General features: G+C 72.1%; 15 protein-coding genes and 2 tRNA genes. 8 read left to right on the top strand and 9 right to left on the bottom strand.

Annotation, left to right across the window (positions count from 1 at the left end):
* Nucleotides 1-456: a hypothetical protein gene (locus L3X23_RS01440; protein WP_237190165.1), complete on the bottom strand. Its 456-nt coding sequence runs from the start codon at nt 454-456 to the stop codon at nt 1-3.
* 134 nt (nt 457-590) lie between these two features.
* On the opposite strand from L3X23_RS01440, the gene istA reads away from it, so the two are divergent.
* Together istA and istB are read left to right on the top strand one after the other, a co-directional pair.
* Entirely contained in the window at nt 591-2,171 is a 1,581-nt protein-coding gene (istA, locus tag L3X23_RS01435) for an IS21 family transposase (RefSeq protein WP_237197903.1), read from the top strand.
* A complete protein-coding gene (gene istB, locus L3X23_RS01430) occupies nt 2,168-2,971 on the top strand; it encodes an IS21-like element helper ATPase IstB (protein ID WP_237190164.1) in 804 nt (267 codons plus the stop codon). The genes istA and istB overlap by 4 nt, the downstream gene beginning before the upstream one ends.
* 73 nt (nt 2,972-3,044) lie before the next feature.
* Here istB and L3X23_RS01425 read toward each other — a convergent pair whose 3' ends face one another.
* The 5 genes from L3X23_RS01425 to L3X23_RS01400 all read right to left on the bottom strand — a co-directional run bounded on the left by L3X23_RS01425 (nt 3,045) and on the right by L3X23_RS01400 (nt 6,293).
* The gene (locus L3X23_RS01425) at nt 3,045-4,466 is read right to left on the bottom strand and encodes a type IV secretory system conjugative DNA transfer family protein (RefSeq protein WP_237190163.1); all 1,422 of its coding nucleotides are present in this window, start codon (nt 4,464-4,466) and stop codon (nt 3,045-3,047) included.
* 3 nt (nt 4,467-4,469) lie between these two features.
* Nucleotides 4,470-4,973, bottom strand: a complete 504-nt coding sequence (locus tag L3X23_RS01420) for a hypothetical protein (protein ID WP_237190162.1) — start codon at nt 4,971-4,973, stop codon at nt 4,470-4,472.
* Nucleotides 4,970-5,434, bottom strand: coding sequence for a WhiB family transcriptional regulator (locus tag L3X23_RS35940; protein ID WP_308116852.1), 465 nt, complete (start codon nt 5,432-5,434; stop codon nt 4,970-4,972). The genes L3X23_RS01420 and L3X23_RS35940 overlap by 4 nt, the downstream gene beginning before the upstream one ends.
* A gap of 116 nt (nt 5,435-5,550) precedes the next feature.
* The gene (locus L3X23_RS01405; RefSeq protein WP_237190161.1) at nt 5,551-5,772 is read right to left on the bottom strand and encodes a hypothetical protein; all 222 of its coding nucleotides are present in this window, start codon (nt 5,770-5,772) and stop codon (nt 5,551-5,553) included.
* Nucleotides 5,773-6,080: 308 nt separating this feature from the next.
* Complete coding sequence (locus L3X23_RS01400; protein WP_237190160.1) at nt 6,081-6,293, bottom strand: helix-turn-helix domain-containing protein; 213 nt, start codon at nt 6,291-6,293, stop codon at nt 6,081-6,083.
* 202 nt (nt 6,294-6,495) lie between these two features.
* Here L3X23_RS01400 and L3X23_RS01395 point away from each other — a divergent pair, with 202 nt between their 5' ends.
* Together L3X23_RS01395 and L3X23_RS01390 are read left to right on the top strand one after the other, a co-directional pair.
* The gene (locus L3X23_RS01395) at nt 6,496-7,851 is read left to right on the top strand and encodes a helix-turn-helix transcriptional regulator (protein WP_237190159.1); all 1,356 of its coding nucleotides are present in this window, start codon (nt 6,496-6,498) and stop codon (nt 7,849-7,851) included.
* An 18-nt stretch (nt 7,852-7,869) separates the two neighbouring features.
* The gene (locus tag L3X23_RS01390; RefSeq protein WP_237190158.1) at nt 7,870-8,532 is read left to right on the top strand and encodes an HAD family hydrolase; all 663 of its coding nucleotides are present in this window, start codon (nt 7,870-7,872) and stop codon (nt 8,530-8,532) included.
* Nucleotides 8,533-8,839: 307 nt separating this feature from the next.
* Here L3X23_RS01390 and L3X23_RS01385 read toward each other — a convergent pair whose 3' ends face one another.
* Together L3X23_RS01385 and L3X23_RS01380 are read right to left on the bottom strand one after the other, a co-directional pair.
* Nucleotides 8,840-10,642, bottom strand: coding sequence for a tyrosine-type recombinase/integrase (locus L3X23_RS01385; RefSeq protein ID WP_237190157.1), 1,803 nt, complete (start codon nt 10,640-10,642; stop codon nt 8,840-8,842).
* Nucleotides 10,643-10,732: 90 nt separating this feature from the next.
* Nucleotides 10,733-10,806 (bottom strand) — tRNA-Gly (locus tag L3X23_RS01380).
* Nucleotides 10,807-10,903: 97 nt separating this feature from the next.
* Here L3X23_RS01380 and L3X23_RS01375 point away from each other — a divergent pair.
* Nucleotides 10,904-10,980: transfer RNA gene (locus L3X23_RS01375), tRNA-Pro, on the top strand.
* Between the two features lies 1 nt (nt 10,981).
* Here L3X23_RS01375 and L3X23_RS01370 read toward each other — a convergent pair.
* Nucleotides 10,982-13,456 (bottom strand): phosphoenolpyruvate synthase, encoded by a 2,475-nt coding sequence (locus L3X23_RS01370; RefSeq protein ID WP_237190156.1) that lies wholly within the window; start codon nt 13,454-13,456, stop codon nt 10,982-10,984.
* A 122-nt stretch (nt 13,457-13,578) separates the two neighbouring features.
* On the opposite strand from L3X23_RS01370, the gene L3X23_RS01365 reads away from it, so the two are divergent.
* The 3 genes from L3X23_RS01365 to L3X23_RS01355 are packed head-to-tail and all read left to right on the top strand — an operon-like array spanning nt 13,579 to nt 16,243.
* The gene (locus tag L3X23_RS01365; protein WP_218129982.1) at nt 13,579-13,947 is read left to right on the top strand and encodes a hypothetical protein; all 369 of its coding nucleotides are present in this window, start codon (nt 13,579-13,581) and stop codon (nt 13,945-13,947) included.
* Nucleotides 13,944-15,470, top strand: a complete 1,527-nt coding sequence (locus L3X23_RS01360) for a bifunctional diguanylate cyclase/phosphodiesterase (RefSeq protein ID WP_237190155.1) — start codon at nt 13,944-13,946, stop codon at nt 15,468-15,470. Before L3X23_RS01365 ends, L3X23_RS01360 begins: the two co-directional genes overlap by 4 nt.
* Complete coding sequence (locus L3X23_RS01355) at nt 15,467-16,243, top strand: class I SAM-dependent methyltransferase (protein WP_237190154.1); 777 nt, start codon at nt 15,467-15,469, stop codon at nt 16,241-16,243. Before L3X23_RS01360 ends, L3X23_RS01355 begins: the two co-directional genes overlap by 4 nt.
* The last annotated feature ends 10 nt before the right edge of the window (nt 16,244-16,253 follow it).

Raw genomic sequence — 16,253 nt, 5'->3', positions numbered from 1 at the left:
CTACTCCTCCCTCACGGGGGTCGCGACGATCTCGCCGTCGATGACCAGCACGTCGCCCGGTAGCGCGGGTGAGGCGGGTCGGGTGAACTGCGGGCCCGGCCATCCGGGCACCCACCGCCGCAGGACCCAGCGGGCTGCGGGGACCTTGTCGGCGGTGCGGACGACCCGGCCCGCGAGCTGTGGCCGGCGGCGGGACAGACGGGTCCATCGCACGTCACGGCGCCGCCACGCCATCTGCGCCCACCCGACCACCGGCGGCATCCCGCGGCGGATCACCAGCACCTTCCCTGCGGGCAGGTTCGCGATCTGCGCCGGAGACAACACCGAGGTCTTTCGGGTGCCGCGGGCGACGGTGTTGCCGCGCGGGTCCAGGGTGTCGGCGGGCTCGTCCCGCTCGCCGGTGAGGGTGGACCAGAACTGGAGGTCGTCGCGGTCTCGGGTGCCGCCGAAAACCATCACCTGACAGCGGCCAGTCCAAGCTCCCCATAGGCGGCCATTTACCGCCCCGGTGATGGCCGGCGTTCTCCCCGCTGACGGCCAGATATCTCCCCGGTGATCCACAGCAGATGACCGGCGGCGAGGGTCTGCCGGTGAAGCGGAGCGAGGAGATCGTGGAGATTCTCGAGGCCTACGACCTCACGGGCAGTTACCGTGCGGCGGCCGAGCTGGCGGGGTGTGACCACCACACCGTGGCCCGATACGTGGCGCTGCGCGCGACCGGGGAGCCGGTGGTGGCCCGCGAGCACCGGGCCCGACCGATCGACGCCTACCTGGCCAAGATCGAGGAGCTGGTGGCCCGCTCCAACGGGCGGGTGCGCGCCGACATCGTGCATGAGCGCATCGTCGCGATGGGCTTCACCGGAGGGGAGCGCACCACCCGTCGCGCGGTGGCCGAGACGAAGGCGCGGCTGCGCGCCGGGCAGCGGCGGGTGCTGCGGCCGTGGGTGCCCGAGCCGGGTCTGTGGTTGCAGTGGGACTGGGCGGAGGGCCCACGGATCGGCGGGCGCCGGACGAACCTGTGGTGCGCGTGGCTGGCCTGGTCGAGGTTCCGGGTCGTGCTCGCGGTCTGGGACCGCACCCTGCCCACGATCGTGGCCTGCCTGGACACCACCCTGCGTCGTTTGGGTGGGGTGCCGACCTACGCGCTGACCGACAACGAGCGCACCGTCTCGGTCGACCACGTCGCCGGAGTGCCGGTGCGCAATCCGGAGATCGTTCATGTCGCCCGCCACTACGGGATGACCATCCGCACCTGCGTGCCGGCCGACCCGCAGACCAAGGGCGGCAGCGAGGCGACGGTGCGGATCTCCAAGGCCGACCTCGTCCCCACCGAGGTCAACCTCGCCGACGAGTACCGCGTGTTCGGCCAGCTCGAAGCCGCCTGCCGAGGATGGTGCGAGAAGGTCAACACCCGCCCGCACCGCGAGACGAGGCGGCCGCCGGTGGAGATGCTCGCCGAGGAACGCCTGCGCCTGCACCCCTTGCCTTCCACTCCGTTCACGGTCGCGTTCGGCACCACCCGTCGGGTGAACTGGGACGCCACCGTCTCGGTCGAGGGCGTGCGCTACTCGGTGCCCCACGAGCTGGTCGACACGCGGGTCTGGGTCCGCTTCCACGGCGACGACCTCATCGTCACTGCCGTCGGGCAGGACGGGCCGGTCCAGGTCGCACGGCACGGACGGTCGACCCCGGGCAGCCCGGTCATCGACGACGCGCACTACCCGCCGCGCACCGCCGCGGCGAACGCGCACGGCGAGCGGACACCGCGGGCCACCAGCGCTGCGGAGGCGGCGTTCCTCGCGCTCGGGCCGGGCGCTGCGGCCTGGCTGGTCGAGGCGGCCGCGGCCGGGGCCCGCGGGGTCCGGCGGAAGATGACCGAGGCCGTCGCGCTGGCCAAGCTGCACCCGCCCGGGCAGGTCGACCAGGCCCTGGGCACCGCGGCGATCGCGGGACGGTTCGCCGAGAACGACCTGTTGCGCATCCTCGCCCACCAAGCCGGGGAGACCGTCGCCAAGCCCGCCACGCAGGCGAGTGAGACCCACAGCCTCCAGCCGGGCACCGCCGCCTGGTCCGGCTTCGGCCTAACTCCTGGCCCCGAACCAGATCCTGACCCCGGCACTGAGTCCGGCACTGGGTCCGCTGGGCCGCAACCGACTGGAGAGCCCGCATGAGCGCTACCACGACACCGAGCTCGGCGGGCGTTGCCGGCTCGGCCGGTGATCCGCTGGCCGAGGCGGTCGAGCTCACCCGCCGGCTCAAGCTCCCGCACATCCGCCGCCACCTGCTCGAGCTCATCCCGACCGCGCGAGCCCAGCGCTGGGACCACGCCGAGCTGGTCCGAGTGCTGCTCGCCGAGGAGGCCGCCGGCCGGGACGCGACGAACCTGCGGACCCGCCGCGCCCGCGCCGGGTTCCCCGCCGGGAAGACCCTGCAGGACTGGGACGCCTCGGCCTCGACGATCCCGCGCCCGACCCAGGACGCGCTCACCAGCCTGGAATGGGTCGGCCGCCGGGAGAACCTCTGCGTCTGCGGCCCGTCCGGGACGGGGAAGAGCCACTTCTGCGAAGCGCTCGGGCAGGCCGCGGTCGAGGCCGGGATGACCGTCGCCTGGTTCACCATCGAAGACCTCGGCGCGTTCGTCCGCCGCCACCGCGCCGACGACTCGATCACCCGCGCGCTGGCCCGGCTGATCCGCACCGACCTGATAATCGTCGACGACATCGGGCTGCTGCCCGTCTCACCGGATGCCGCGGAGGGCTTCTATCGGCTCGTCGACGCCGCCTACGAGCGGCGCTCGCTGGCCGTCTCCAGCAACCTGCACCCCTCAGGGTTCGACGAGATCATGCCGAAGACCCTCGCCACCGCCACGGTCGACCGGCTGCTCCACCACGCCCACATCGTCGTCACCCAGGGCGACAGCTACCGCCTCGCCCAGGCCACCTCTGGCAAGGGGGTGAGCCCGTTGACCTGACCCGGGCACGACCCCAGGCGGGGAAATATCTGGCCGCCGTCGGGGAGAACCAACTGGCCACCAGTGGGGAGAACTACTGGCCGCCAACGGGGAGAACGAGCTGGCCGTTGACAATCACCGCGCCGGCGTTGTTCAGGATCGTCGCCGCCCCGTGCGCGCCATAGCGGGCGAGCAGCTGCGCGCGGGACTGGACGACCACGAGGATCGACACCCCACGCCCGCCCATGTCCGCGGTCCACGACTCCAACGGCACAGGACAGATCAACGCGGCCTCGTCAAGCGCGAGCCGCAACCCCGGGTCGAGACGCCCGCTCGGCTTGGTGGCCGCGATCCGGCGGGCCTCGCGGGCGATGAAGCCGGTCAACGCGCACACCAGCGGCGCCGTCGGGGACTCCTCCCCGCCGAGTAGGAACACCGTCCCCCGCACCATCAGCAGGTCACCGACGTCGAGCGGGCGCGCCCCCTCGGGCCCGAGAGCGGCCGCTGCCCTCGCTGGTGCGGAGGTGAGCCAGCCGAGCGCGGGCATGATCGTCGAGGTGATCGAGGTTCGGGTGCGGTCGTTGGTGGTCACGAACTGCTCGAACGACACCCCGAACCCCGGCTCCGGCGACCGGCGCAGCAGCGCGGTCACCTCCTTGCGCGCGGTCTCGGGGTCGGCGGTCCAGTCCATGACCTCGCGCATCGACCTGTGCCCCAACGCCGCGGCGTGCAGCAGCGCCTCCAACACTCGGCGGCCCTGCAGCTCCCAGTACTCCCGATCCCCACCACTGGACGACGACACGGCCGAGAGCAAGTCCGCCGCACGCTCCGCTGCGGCGACGGGGTCCTGGCAGCCGGTCAGCGGGTCGAAGGTGACCGTCGAGACGACCTCACCGAGACCGGCCGGGTTGAACACCAGGACCGGGCCCTTGCGCTCCCGGTACGGGGTGCACAGTTCGAGGAGGTCCAGGCGGGTGCTGGTGGCCAGGACGGCGCCGGGGGCGTCGATGATCTGCCCTGCCAGCCAGCCGGACTTCCCCGACCGCGGCCCGCCAACGGAGACGACGACGTCCTCGTTGGACGACCACACCCACTGCCCACCCGAGCGGCACAACCGCACCGCCACCTCGGGGACCGGGAGGGTCATCAGCTCCCACCGCGACAGCACCTCCAAGGACGGGCGCACCGTTGGGGCGCGGCGCAGCATCGCCGCAGACCCGCCGAAGCGGACAATGTCCATCGTCGAGGCGACCCCGGACTTGCGACGGGACCGAGCGCCCCACCGGGAGACGACCGATGCCGACCGCGTCCACCGGTACCGAAGGAGGACCAGCAGACCGAGGGCGGGCACGAGCAGTAGCGGCCACGGCAGCGCTTTGATGATCGTGAACGCCGGCAGCAGTGCGAGCAGCCCGAGGCCGAGGGCGATTCCTCGAGCCCGCCGGGCCCAGGCCAGCACCGCGGCGGCGATCAGGCCGAGCAGGAGGAGCGGAGTCGGGCTCAGCAACACATCCATGAGTCAGTCCTCCCAACCCGTGCGCTCGCGCCATGCCCGCACGTCGGGTAGATGCCGCGCGCAGTCGTCGGCGTGGCCGGACTCGTTGTCGACCGGTTGCGACTCGAACGGCCCGCGATCGCTCACCAGCTCGCCGCACGAACCGCAACGCCACGAAGTCGAGGGCACGTGAAACAGCTCGCGCGGTCGCTCCGGCTCGCGCCGCTCGACCACCAGGGCGAACGCCACCTCGCCAACCGGGTCACCGTCATCCGGCAACCCGAGCGCGGCGCCGACCTCGTCCCACGAGCGGCCCGCCGCTCGCGACGCCTCGACGGCGTCGACCAGCACGCGGCGGGCGGCGTCGCGAACCACCGCCGCGGCCCGTACACCGGGCAGCGGGTCGACCAGCCGTCGCCGGGTCAGCATCTGATAGCCCTCGATCGGCTCGATGACCACCTGGCCCTCGAACTGCTCGACCGCGACCTCCTCCATCAGCGTCTGAAACCGACGCGCGATCGCGCTCATCGGACACCTCCGCAGGACAGACCGGCAGCCCAGCGGTCGACCGTCCGACGCGACACCCCGAACTCGACCGCGACCCGCGGACGCGGGATCCCGTCGGCGAGTGCCCGGCGACCGGCGGCGATCACCTCACCCCGCTCGCGCGGCGGCAGGTCCCTCGCTCCGACCGGCACGACGATCGTCGGCCGCATCCCGTCCGGACGCTGGATGCGCCGGCCGCGGCGAAGCTCGGCGCGCTCGTGCTCGTCGAGACCGCCCGCCACCCCGTGTGGGAGGGACACGATCGCCCAGTCCAGGCACTGCGCCCGCACCGGGCAGCCCGAACAGATCACCTTCGCTCGCGCCACCTCCCCCTCACGCACCGGGCCCGCCTCCGCGACGGGGAAGAACACCTCCGTGTCCACGTCGCGGCACCGTGCACTTGCCGGCCGGGCCTGCCCTTCGTCTGCGTCTCGCCCTACCATCGGAACTTCTCCTGCCGTCTGCTGATGTGCGGTGAGAACGGCCCGGCGGCTGTGTCCCGCCAAGAACCCGTCGCCGGGCCGACCCACCCCTGAGTTGTTGTTCGTCGTCCTGGCCGTCATCCACCGGCTCCCGCCTCGTCCGGTTCGCGATCCGTCAGGGCAGGTGTTGCTGCGTCATCGACGACGTCGAGGAACGTGCCGATCGCAGCCGGCAGGCCTTGGCCGACCGGAGTCGCGATGAACAGCACCAAGGCCAAGAGCGCGAACGCGATCGCACCTCCCGCCGACCGTGACCTCGCGCAAATGAAGGCGCCGACGATCGCCACGAAGATGAGCACTCCGACTGCCTGCACGGCTCACCCATCCGTCGCGACGGGGAACGACCCGGACCTGCATCGCGGCTCGGCCACCGCTCGCCTGCGCCAGCACGCCGCCTGACGTCGAGCTTCCTGCTCAGCGACAAGAGCTGCCCGCCACACCGGGCGGAGGTCGGCAACCTCGAATAGCTGTGACCACACCCGGGCTTCCGACTCGAACAGCGACGCCAGGCGCTCTGCGCGGTTCTCCGCGGACCGATCAGCCAGGAGGCCCGCGCGCAGGCGCCCGATCCGCTCGACGGCCATATCGATCTGCTTGAGGCCGCCGTTCATCGCGGCTGGGCCGGAATCAACGGATGGACTGCGGGCCGTTCCGCCGCGGACGACTCAGCGGCAGCGACGAGCGCGTCGATGACCTTGGCCGGAACGATGTAGCGACCGCGAATACGCACGGCCGGAAGCTCGCCGTCCCGGATGGCGCGGTAGACCGTCATCCGCGACATCCGGAACATCTCGGCCACCGCCTTGACGTCGTAGAACAACGGTGTTCCCGTGGACTGCTGTAGAGCCATAACTGCTCCTCCAGTTCCTGGTGAGTACGCCCCCATGGAACCGAGGAAAGGCCAGCTCAAGGAGGTCTCCCAGCTAGTCCGCAACTAGTCCACAACCTGGTCCGTCCTGGCCAAATAGTCGGAGCTTCCCGCTACTCTCAAGACCGAGATCCAGTGAAGCTGAGGGGGCGAGATGACGAGCAGGAACCAGGCGAGCCAGCTTCGTCAGCTACGCGAACAACGCGGCTGGACCCAGCAGGACGTCGCCGAGCAGATCGCCCGCCTCGCCTGGCTCCGCCGCCGCAAGCAAGTGGGCGTCAACGGCGACATGGTCGCCAAGTGGGAGCGCGGGGTGAAGACGCCCAGCCGCCCCTACCGGGAGCTGCTCGCGCTGCTGTTCGGCGTGCGCGCCAGCGAGCTCGACTCACCGGTGGAGGTCGTCCCGCAACCGACGTCGGGAGAGAGCGACCACCTCGCCGACCTGACCGTGATGGCCGATCTGTTCGGGCAGCTCGGCCCAGCCGGGATCGTGCTGCAGCCGAAGCTGTTCGAAGTCTGGAAGGAAGAACTCATGCGCCGCCGGGTGCTACTTAAGCTCGCCACGTTGGCCCCCGCCGCCGGGATCGCACTTCCGGCGTCATCGGGTGGACTGCGAGCGACGCCTGATCTCGTCGCAGGCTTCGATGACCTGGCCACGCGCTACCAGACCCTCTACCACTCCGCCGCGCCGAACGTTCTGATGGCACCTGTCGTAGCTCATCTGGGAACCATCCGCGACACTCTGACTGCGAGCGCCACGCCCGGCCTCCGCCGCAAGCTGCTCGCGAACCGTGCACGAGTGGCCACCCTCGCCGGCCGCATCGCCTTCTTCGACCTGCACGACCCGATGCGAGCCCGCGGCTTCTACAACCTCGCACTCGAGTCAGCCCGCGAAGCCGGCGACCACCTGCAAGCGGCCTCGGCCCTCGGCCACACCGCATTCATCCCGGCCGCGGAGCTCAGTTACCGTGCCGCGCTCGACTACCTCCGCGGAGCCGCCACGCACATCGCCCAGCAGCCACACGGTCCGGTCTCCTCGTGGCTCGCCGCGGTCGAGTCCGAGATGCACACGAACGCTGGCGCCGAAGGCGCCGCCATGGCGGCAATCGACCGCGCCCGCGCAGCGATGTCCGCCCCCGGGCTGTCGGCGGAGTTGCCCTGGTTCGACTTCTACGACAGCACCAGGCTCGACGGCTTCGCCGGATACGTTCAGCTCCGTGCCGGCCGCTCGACAGACTCACTCCGCACCCTCGAAGGTGCCCTCGGCCGCCTGCCACCCGAAGCCGTCAAACAGCGGGCGGTGTTCCTCTGCGATCTCGCCACGGCACACCTGCACAACGGCGACCTGGACCAGGCCTGTCGAACCGCCGCAGACGCAGCCGATCACCTCCACCGAGCCGGCTACGCCACGGGCTCCGACCGTCTGCGAGAGTTCCGGGCAGCCGTTCAACCCTGGAACGCCTCACCTGCCGTTCGTGCACTGGACGACCAGCTCACGATGATCGCCTGACCGGAAGGACCCTCGCTCGTGCCCATCCGCGCCGTCTGGTTCGACGTCGGCGAGACCCTGATCGACGAGTCCCGCGAGTACGGGACCTGGGCAGACTGGCTCAGCGTCCCCCGACACACCTTCTCCTCCGTGTTCGGAGCCGTCATCGCCCGCGGCCAGGACTACCGTCAGGTCTTCCAGCACTTCCGCCCCGGCTTCGACCTCGACAAGGAACGACAAGCCCGCCTCGACACCGGACTGGGCGAGTACCTCAACGCCCAAGACCTCTACCCCGACGCCCGCCCATGCCTGCAACAGCTTCGGGACGCCGGGTACTTCGTCGGCATCGCCGGGAACCAGACCCTGCGAGCCGGCACCTTCATCCGCGAGCTGAACCTGCCCGCTGATCTCATCGCCACATCCGACGACTGGGGCGTGAACAAGCCGTCGGAGGCGTTCTTCGACAAACTCATCGCCGTCTCCGGTCACCGACCGGAAGAGATCGCCTACGTCGGGGACCGCCTCGACAACGACATCGCGCCCGCCGTGCGGCGCGGCATCAATGGAGTATGGGTCCGTCGCGGCCCTTGGGGCTTCGTTCTCGAACCGGGCGGCACGGCCCCCACAACGTTCGACGACGCACCGCCCACCCTCACGGTCGACCATCTGTCGGATCTTCCTGCGCAGCTCGCAGAGCTCTGATGTGCCATCCTGCACCAAGACGACCCGGGCCTGAGGGTCGTCCCCGCACTTCGCCGACGACCCTCCAAGGTGGCCTGCCGCACCACTGGAGTGATGCTCCCAGAGCGAACGGCGTTCATCGACGAGTCGTTCAATGAGCACCCCACCGAAGCTTCTATGTGCTCACCGCGTCCCGGTTCGACGCAGGAGGCCTGGAGCGTGGCAATCTGACTCTCGACGAACCCAAGCCCGACGAGGCGTACGTACCTCATCGGAGCCTTGATCAGCTACGCGGGTCGCTGCCCGGAGCGTAGCCCGGACAGTGCGGCTACATCGTCCAGGGCGACGTGACGAAGGTCAGCAGCGGTTCGGACTCGCCGGGCACCTTGACGTCCATCTCGTAGTCGCGGATGTTCGTGTCGTCGCCGCCGGCCCGGCGGACTGCGGCCGCAAGGATGCGGTGAAGGGCGACCGGGTCCGTCGGGTCAGCAGCGGTCGAGAACTTCGCGACCTCGCTCCCCCGGTGCCGGACGATCAGCGTGAGCAACCTGATCGCCGGTGGAGCAGAAGGGGCGGCTGGCACCGACGGCTCGGCTGCTGGCACAACGGACGCCAGCTCCTCTGCCGGCCCAACAATACGGAGCTGGCCGCGGCCCTCTCGCGCCAGCATGCCCCACTCGGTCAACAGGACAAGAGACCGCTTTGCCGTCGGGAGCGAGACTCCGTGCTGCTCGACAAGATCTGGAGCGGAGGGAGCCGAGTCACCCGCAATGAGGCGCCCATCCGCGACGTCTCGAGCCACGGCCGCGGCGACGCGCTGGTACGGGTACCGGGGCGAGGCCCTGATCCACTCGGCGTCGTCCATCTCCGCCGGGCGCTGCGGCATCCCCGCACCGAGCCCCTTGGCCGCCCGCTGGTCGGCCTCCGAGACCCACGCGGTGTACGCCTTGAGCGTCGTCGTCCCGCCTCCGCCGTGCCCGAGCCTGCCGGCCACGGTCCGCGGGTCCACGCCGCCGGCGATCAGCTCGGTTGCTGAGTAGTGGCGGAGCTTGTGGATCGTCGTCTCGATGCCAAGGCGGGCGACCATGCGGTCGTAGCGCTGGGTCACGCTGTCCGGGGTCAGAAACGTCGAGCCGTCCGGCGCCGCCGAGAACAGGTAGGCGTCCGACCGGTACTCGGCGCCCACGGCGGTTGCGCGAGCCCTACAGCGCGCCAGGTGGTCTCGCAGCACCGCGACCGTCTCGGCGTCGAGCGCGATCCGACGCTGCTGGTGCGTCTTCAGGTCCGCCTCGGTCCAGCCGGCCCCGGGTTCGCGCCTGATCGCTCGGCGAAGCCAGATGGTCTCTCGACCTTCGTCGAGGTCCACAGCCGAGACCCGGATGCCACAGAACTCGCCGCGGCGCGCGCCCGTCGTCATGGCCGTCCAGACCAGCGTTCCCCAGTCAGGGTCTCGCCACGACTCGTTCACGATCCGCGCCGCCTCGGCGGCCGTGGGCGGCTGCGGGTTCGGCCTCGGCGGCGGAGGAGGCTCGGCCTGCGCCATCGGGTTCACGGCCAACCACCGCCACCGGACGGCACGCTTGTAGGCGCCGGACAGGATGAAGTGGATGTGCCGCACGGTCGTCGGTGCGAGGGGCCTGCACTGGTGGGGGGTGCAGCGGTCATTGCAGTCGTGCGGCTCGGCAGAGTGGTGATCGACCCTCCGTCGACCTGCGCAACGGGAGCGGCACCGCAACAGCTCTCCGTAGAACGAGTCGAGCGTCTCGGGGTCGAGCTGGCTGACCCGCAGGTGTCCGAGCACGGGCTTGATGTGGTTGCGGACGTGCGTCCGGTAGAGGTCGAGCGTCGTCGGCGAGCCGGAGAACTGGTCGAGGTAGCGCTCCAGCAGCTGGTCGATGGTCGCCTTCGTCCGGGGGTTGCGCTTGGCGGACACCTCGGCGAGCAGCCGGGTCTTCACGTCCTCGGCCTCGCGCCACGCCTTCGGACCCGCAGGGACCGACTCGCGGAGGTAGTGCCGACGGCCCGTGACGGGGTCGATCCCCGCGTACACGGACACACGCAACGAGCCGTTCGCCCGGGTCTCGATGGACCCCCGAGCACGGTTGTCACCAGCGCCGGAACGTCGTGGCATGGGGGCAGGATAAGCGAGGTTCGCACCCCGCGTGATCCCCCGAGATTGGCCTGACCCAGCTGGCTGGAGCTAAGAACCGCTGGTCAGAGGTGGAGCGGGCGACGGGAATCGAACCCGCGTAGCTAGTTTGGAAGACTAGGGCTCTACCATTGAGCTACGCCCGCATGCCCCTGGATCGCTCCGAGGGCCTCGCCAGGATAGCGGATCATCCGGCGGGCTCCGGCAGGCTCCCCGCCGTCTCCCGTCTAGACTTCGGCGGCACGGGGTGTGGCGCAGGTTGGTAGCGCGCTCGGTTTGGGGCCGAGAGGCCGTGGGTTCGAATCCCGCCACCCCGACCAGTCAGTAGGCACGGTCGCTCGGGCCGTGGTCGAGGATCTCGATGTAGCCCGCGGAGCCGTGCACGCGGATGCGGGCGCCGTCGGGGATGCGGGTGGTGGCGCCCTCCACCCCGACGACGGCGGGGAGGCCGTACTCGCGGGCCACGACGGCGCCGTGGGTCATCAGGCCGCCGACCTCGGTGACGAGCCCGGCGACGGTGACGAAGGCCGGGGACCAGCTGGGGTCGGTGTAGGCGGTGACGAGGACGTCGCCCGCCTCGAGGTCCGCCGTGGCCAGGTCGAGGACCACCCGGGCGCGGCCCTCCGCGGTGCCCGCCGAGACCGGGAGGCCGACCAGGGCGCCGGGTGGGACGTCCCGGCCGCGGTAGCTGCCGGAGAGCGTCTCGCCCTCGGAGGTGAGCACGCGCGGCGGGGTGAGGGCCTGGTGTGCACGGAAGGCGGCCCGCCGCTCCTCCAGCAGTGCGGGCGAGACCCGACCCGTGCGCACCACCTCGGCGAACTCGTCCAGCCGGAGCAGGAACAGGTCCGCGCGGTCGGCGAGGACCCCCGCGGCCACCTGCCGGTCCGCCTCGGCCAGTAGCGCCTCCTTGTAGAGCAGGTACCGGCTGACCATGCCGAACTTCGGGTACTCGCGGTACCCGATGAAGGTCCGGAGCCGGGCGATCGCCGCCGCGGTCCGTGCGGCCTTCGCCTCGCCGTCGGGCAGCGCGCGCAGGCGCGTGAGCAGGTCCTCCTCCATCGCCCGCGCCTGCGCCAGGCCCTCCTCGACGCGTCGGCCGCGCTCCCCCGGCGCCATCGTGTCGACGTTGCCGAGGATCAGGGGCAGCAACGCCGTGGGCTGCTCGCGCCACCGCGGCCGGGCGATGTCGATCTCGCCGACGCAGCGGGCGCCGTAGGCGTCGAGGTAGTCCTCGATCGCCCGCCGGGCCGTCGCGCCGCCCTCGAGCGCGGGCAGCCGGTCGAGGAAGTCCTCCCGGGCGGTGCGCAGGAACTCCACTATCTGGGGGAAGGGGCGGACGGCGTCGGCGACGTCGAGCAGGGCGAGACCCATCTCGGAGGTGACGTTGTGCGGCGCCGACCGGGTGAGGACGTCCGCCGCCCCGGTCTCCCCGAGCCACTCCCGCATGTGCTCGTCCAGCCAGGTGGCGGCGTCCATGCCGGACAGGAAGGCCCGGGCGCTGCGGGGGTCGTGGAGCACGCGGCGGAGCTCGGCGAAGTCGGCCTCGACGAACTCGACGAGCGCGGTGCCGGTCAACCCCGCCAGGCCCTTCGCGGTCGCCGCGAGCGAGGCCCGGGTGCCCGCGATCAGCTCCTGCACCAGCGCGGGGTCGGCGGCGATCGGCGGTGGCCCGCCGCCCAGCACCGGGGGCACCGCGGCGCCGTCCTCCTCGTCCAGCGGGATGAACCCCCTGTCCAGGACGGTCTCCAGCGCGTCACGCATCAGCGGGTCCGAGGTACCCATGACGCTCAGGAACGCGCGCCGCAGGGCGGGTGAACGCAGCCGCGGGGTGGCGTCCGCGAACAGCCTGCTGCCCGCCTCCGCCATGGGCATCGGCGTGGTCCGCTGCCAGACGGAGAGCCCGAGCGGCGTCATCGCGTCGGTCATCATCTGCTGGTGCCCGACGGAGAGGTACACGTGCGGGCCGCCGTCGTTCGGCGGGACGGGGAACAGGGTCGTGATCGGACGGCTCTGCACCACGGAGAACGCGCCGTCCCCCGCCAGACACCACTCGATGTCCTGTGGGCTGCCGAAGTGCGCCTCGATCCGCCTGCCCAGCTCCTCCAGCTCCCGCACCTGTGCCTCGGACAGGGTGTCGCCCGAGCCGGACACCGCGCCGGCCCGCACCGCGTAGACGTCCGGGTCGACCCGGCCGGACACCAGGGCCTCACCCAGCCCGTGGACGGCCTCGATCCGGGTGACGGTGCGGTTGGACGTCAGCGGGTCGGCGGTGAACAGCACGCCGGACACCTCGGCGGCCACCATCTCCTGCACGACCACCGCCATGGCGACCCGGCCCTCGTGGATGCCGCGCTCGGCGCGGTAGGCCACGGCACGGTCGGTGAACAGCGAGGCCCAGCAGGTGCGGACGCGCTCCACGACCTCCCCCGGCGGGACGTCGAGGAAGGTGTCCTGCTGGCCCGCGAACGAGGCGTCCGGCAGGTCCTCGGCAGTGGCGCTGGACCGGACGGCGTACCCGCCCGTCCCGAGCGCCCCGGTGATCTCGGCGGCGAGGTCCGCGGGGACGGGTGTCCCCTCGATCGCCGCTCGCAGCGCGGCAGCGGACCCGGGGAGCCCCTCGACCAGGGCGGCGAAGCCCGGCACCGCGTCGACGAAGCGGCGGTAGTCCTGCACGGGCACGACCACGCCCGGCGGGACGCGCACCCCGGTGATCCGGGCCAGCTCCCCCAGGTTCGCGCCCTTGCCCCCGGCGACGGCACCCGCCGACCGGTCCACCTCGTCGAATCCCAGCACCATGCGATCCCCCGATCCGCGCAGCTCACCGCTCCGGCGGGAGATCTTGCGCCCCCACCGGGGGCTTGCCGCAAGTCCCCCGCGGCGCTATACGTTGAGAGTGGCCGGGACGCTAGGGTGTCGCGGTGGACGAGCATGACGACGCGCCGGACTCCATGGCGTTCGTCGTCGAGGCGGACGGGCTGGTCCGGCTGAGCTGGCGCCAGGGCGTCGCGATCTCCGGCGAGCTGGCCGAGCGGGCGATGCGCCGGGTGGACGAGCTCAACGGCGACACCGAACACCCGCTGCTCGTGGTGATGCGCGGGACCGGGTCGCTCAGCCGGGAGGCCCGCATGGTGTTCGCCCGCCGCTGCACGGCCAGCCGGATCGCGCTGCTCGGCAGCTCCGCGGTCGACCGGGTGCTGGCGAACTTCGCCCTGGGCGTGCGCAGCCAGCCCGTCCCCACCCGCTTCTTCACCGACGAGGACCTCGCCCTGGGGTGGTTGCGGGGATGACCGACCCGGCCGACGCCCGGCTCGACCAGCTCGTGGACCTGGTCGTCGAGCTGGCGTCCGGGCGCCTCGACCGGCGGATGCCGGTGTCCGACGCCGGGGACCGGATCGACGCCGTCGTCATGGGGCTCAACATGATGGCCGAGGAGCTCGCCGCCCTCAACGAGGATCTCGAGGCGCGGGTCGCGGAGCGCACCCAGCAGCTCCACACCGCGCGGCAGGAGCTCGAACGGGTCGCGCTCTACGACCCGCTGACCGGGCTGGCGAACCGCTCCCTGCTGGGCGACCGGATCGAGCGGGCCATGGCGCACGCCGAGCTCGGCGCCGCGCCGCCCGCCGTGCTGGTCCTCGACCTGGACGGCTTCAAGGCGGTCAACGACACGTTCGGCCACGCCGTCGGCGACCTGCTGCTGGTCGAGGTCGCAGAGCTGCTGCGGCAGGTCGTGCACGAGACGGACACCGTCGCGCGGCTGGGGGGCGACGAGTTCGCCGTGGTTGTGCTCGACGGCGAGGTCGAGCCGGTGATGGAGGTGGCGGACCGCATCCTCGCGGCGCTGGCCCACCCGGTGCACGCGGGCGGGCACGCCTGCTGGGTCGGGGCGAGCATCGGGGTCTGCTTCGCCACCCGCGGACAGCGCGCCGACACCCTGCTGCGGGATGCCGACACCGCGATGTACGCGGCCAAGGCCGAGGCGCCGGGGACCGTGCAGATCTACGAGCCCGCGATGCACGCCGCGGCGCTCGCCCGGCTCCGGCTGGCCGAGGACCTGCGCGGCGCGCTCGCCGAGAACCGGCTGGAGGTGCACTACCAGCCGATCGTCGAGCTGGCCGGGCGCGGGCTGGCCGGCGTGGAGGCGCTCGCGCGCTGGAACCACCCGGTCCGCGGGCCGCTGCCGCCCGAGGACTTCGTGGCGGTGGCGGAGGCGACCGGCCTGGTCGTCACGCTGGACACCTGGGTGCTCGACGCGGCCGTGGCCCAGCTGGCGCGGTGGCGGGCGACCGTGCTCGGGGACCGGCCGTTCGGGCTGCACGTGAACATCTCACCCGTCGGGTTCCGGTCGCCGCGCTTCGCCGACACGGTCGCGGCCTGCCTGGCCCGCCACGGGGTGCCTGCGCGGGACGTGCTGCTCGAGGTCACCGAGACGCAGATGATGGGCGAGGACGCGCAGACGCTGCAGACGATGGAGTCGCTGCGCGCCGCCGGTGTCGGGGTGGCCATCGACGACTTCGGCACGGGGTGTTCGTCCCTGACCTACGTGCGCAGGCTGTTCGTGGACCTCATCAAGATCGACCGCTCGTTGATCACCGGCCTGGACTCCGACGCGGGCACGCACCGGGTGGCGGCGGCGCTGCTCGCCGTCGTCGACGCGTTCGGGCTGGCCGCGGTGGCCGAGGGGGTCGAGACCGAGGCCCAGGCCACCGCCCTGGAGAAGCTCGGCTGCCGGTACGGGCAGGGCTGGCTGTGGGGAAGACCGCTCCCCGCGGCCGAAACGGAGCAGCTGCTGCGGACGACCGTCCACCGGTGAACGTCCGTCGGGCCCGGCTCCTCCTCCACGTCATCCGGCTCAGCCTGCGCGCCCCCCGGGACCGCTCGACCCGCTGGGAGCGCTACTGGGCCGAGACGGACGAGGTCCTGTGGGACGCGCAGGACCCCGCCGAGGCCGCGCACTACGCCGCGCTGCTGGCCCGGCACGCCGATCCCGCGCTGCCGGTCGTCGACCTCGGCTGCGGCAGCGGCCTGGTGACCCGGGCGCTGGGCGACCGCGTGGTGGGGGTGGACATCGCGCCCGCCGCGGTGGCGCGGGCCGGGGCCGGGGACTTCCGGGTCGGCGACATCACCGACCCGGCGCTGGGCCGGGCGCTGCACGCCGAGCTGGGCGACTGCACCGTGTTCCTGCGCGGCGTGCTGCACATCCTCGACCCGGCCGCCCGACGCCGGGTGGCCGAGACCGCGGCCGCGCTCGTCGGGCGCCGGGGGTCGGTCCTGATCGCCGAGACGGACTTCCCGGGCCCGCTGCTCGGCTACCTCGAGAGCCTGGGTGCGGGCCCCCACGGCATCCCCCGGCCGCTGGCCAGGGCCCTGGAGACCGGGATCCCGCGGCCGCGGCCCTTCGGCGACGCCGAGCTCGCCGACGCGTTCCCGCCCAGCCGCTGGGAGCGGGTCGTCGTGGACCACTCGGCCACCATCGCGGCGGTGCCGATGCGGGCGGCGGGCGTGCGGGAGCAGATCCCCGGGCACCTCGCGGTGCTCCGGCCGGTCACAGGCGCCGCACAGCAGACCCACAGCCCGACTCCCTAGCGTTCGTCCC

The organism is Pseudonocardia sp. WMMC193 (assembly GCF_021728735.1).
GTDB classification, from domain to species: Bacteria; Actinomycetota; Actinomycetes; order Mycobacteriales; family Pseudonocardiaceae; genus Pseudonocardia; species Pseudonocardia oroxyli.
This window is presented reverse-complemented; position numbering and strand designations above follow the sequence as displayed.